The 2,463-nt window shown below is 73.7% G+C and carries 1 protein-coding gene and 1 pseudogene; both read left to right on the forward strand.

Going from position 1 to position 2,463, the window contains the following annotated elements:
* Nucleotides 1-1,123, forward strand: a pseudogene (locus IH13_RS0107510) (response regulator); the annotation flags it as partial.
* Nucleotides 1,120-2,463 (forward strand): ANTAR domain-containing protein (locus IH13_RS0107515; RefSeq protein ID WP_158791086.1); only part of this gene is annotated, 1,344 nt, incomplete at its 3' end. The pseudogene IH13_RS0107510 and the gene IH13_RS0107515, both read left to right, overlap by 4 nt.

The following is a 2,463-nucleotide window of genomic DNA, read 5'->3' on the forward strand; positions in this document are numbered from 1 at the left end:
TCAGAGATGTGTATAAGAGACAGGACTGGGCCTGTCCATCAGCCGGGAGATCGCGCACCTCCTCGGAGGGGCCCTCACCGCCCGGAGCGTCCCCGGCCGGGGCAGCACGTTCACCCTGTACCTGCCCGTGGCTCGCGCGGACTTCCAGGAACAGGCCGCTCCGTCCGCCGAGGTCTCCACGGGGAACTCCCCGGCCGTCGCCGACGAACCGTCCGACGGCCGCCGGCAGGCCGACCCGGAGCCGCGCAAACCGCGCCGGCTGCTGGTGATCGAGGAGCGTCCGCGCGGACTGCTGTCCCTCGTCGCCGAGAGCGCGGTCGCCGAACTCACCGGCAGCCACGACCGCGAGGAGATCGAGGTGATCACCGCGGCCGGCCCGCAGGACGCCGCGAGCGCGCTGGCCGCCACACCGTTCCACTGCGTGGTCCTGGAACTCGACATGGCCGACGACGGGGCGGCGCGCTTCCTGGACGCGATGGACGGCGACCCCGCGCTGAAGACCGTCCCCGTACTCGCCCACAACAACCGCCGCATGGACGCGGCGCACGAACGGGCGCTCCAGTCCCGGGGCCGGCTCCGTCCCCTGGAGCTCCTGTCCAGCCTGGACGAGCTGCGTGAGCGCATCGCGCTGCACCTGTCGGCCGAACAGCCCGGGGCGGTCGTGCCCCTGGTACGCGGGGAGGAGATCCCGCCGCCGGCCCCGCGGGACATCGACGACAGCCTGCACGGCCGCACCGTGCTCGTCGTCGACGACGACGCCCGCAACCTCTACGCGCTCAGCGGCATCCTGGAGCTGCACGGCATCGACGTCCTGCACGCGGAGAACGGCGTCGAGGGCATCGAGGCGCTCAGGGAGCACCCCGGCATCGACCTCATCCTGATGGACGTGATGATGCCGGAGATGGACGGCTACACCGCGACGACGAAGATCCGGCAGAACCCGGCCCACGCCACCCTGCCCATCGTCAGCGTCACCGCCAAGGCGATGCCCGGGGACCGTGAGAAGAGCCTCGCGGCCGGAGCCAGCGACTACGTCACCAAGCCGCTGGACGCCGACGACCTCATCGCCTGCGTACGCCGGTGGCTCGGCCACCGGTCCGACGAAGCCCCGGTGGTGTCGTGACCCGCGAAGCCGTCGGCGGGGGCGGTGCCACCGGGCTGCCCCGCCCCGGAGACCCCGCCGTCCCCGCCCCCAGGGAGGGGAGCACCTCCGCCGCGTCCACCGTCGGCCGGGAGCCCCCCCGCCGCGTCCACCGCCGGCCGCTGGCCGCCACGGTGAAACGGCTGCGGGCCGAGGTCAGGGCCGCGCAGGCCGAGGCCGACGGGCGCGCCCTGATCGAGCTGGCCAAGGGCGTCATGATCGAGCGGCTGCGCTGCGGACCGGCCCAGGCCGCCCGCCAGCTCACCGAACTCGCCGCCCAGGCCGGGATGTCCCCGCTCGAACTCGCGGCGGACATCGTCAACCAGGCCGCCCGCGACCAGGTCGCCCAGGTGGCGGACGACTTCGTCCGCCAGGCGAACGCCGCCCCGGGCGACGAGGGCACGTCCGGCGACAGCTCCGTCGCCGTACGCCTGCGTACCGCCGAGTGTGCCGCGCTCGCCGCGAGCGACACCCAGGCGGTCGCCGAATCCCTCCTGGAACACGCGCTCGCACCTCTCGGTGCCACGGCCGTCGCCGTCTGGGCCGCCGGCTCCGACGCTTCCCTCACCCTGTGCGGCCACGCCGGGTTCAGCGCCGACGAGGCCGACCGCTGGCGCTACGTACCGCCCGGTGTGGCGACCGTGGCCCGCCACGCGCTCGCCGACCTGGGCATGGTCCGGATCTCCGCCCTCGCCGAGGCAGGGGTCCCCTCCGTCGGGCACCGGCAGGCGCCGGACGGCGGCAGGATCGCGCTTCCCGCCGGCACCGGCGGGCGGATGTACGGCGTCCTGGAGATCTGCTGGCCGCACCGGCTGCCCGAGCAGCCGCCGGCCGTCCTCCGCCAGATCGAGGCGCTGGCCGAGCTGTGCGCCCACACCCTCGAAAGCCTCCCCGCCGCCGGCGCGCGGCACCCGGGCGACGGCGGGGAGGACGTCTCGGAGCTGGTGGACCTGGCCGAAGGGCTGTACGACCCGGCCCTCGTGCTCACCCCGCACCTCGACGCCGAGGGCACCCTGGTCGACTTCCGGATCCGGCACGTCAACAGCCACTTCCTGGACCCGGCCGGACGGCCGCGGGGGGCCGTCAGCGGCGCCTTCCTGCTGGAGGCCTACCCCATGGTCGCCGGCGACAGCGAACTCTTCGAGAAGACCGAACGCGTCTACGCCACCGGGGAGCCCTTCCGTGCCCGGCGGATGACCCTGACGGCTCTCGTCGACGAGGTGCCCCTGTCCTCCGTCGCCGACCTCAGCATCACCCGACACCACGGCAGCGTCCTGCTGATCTGGCGCATCGAGGACGAGATCTGTCTCTTATACACATCT

It is taken from the genome of Streptomyces sp. NRRL WC-3549, from assembly GCF_000721935.1.
Taxonomy (GTDB): domain Bacteria; phylum Actinomycetota; class Actinomycetes; order Streptomycetales; family Streptomycetaceae; genus Streptomyces.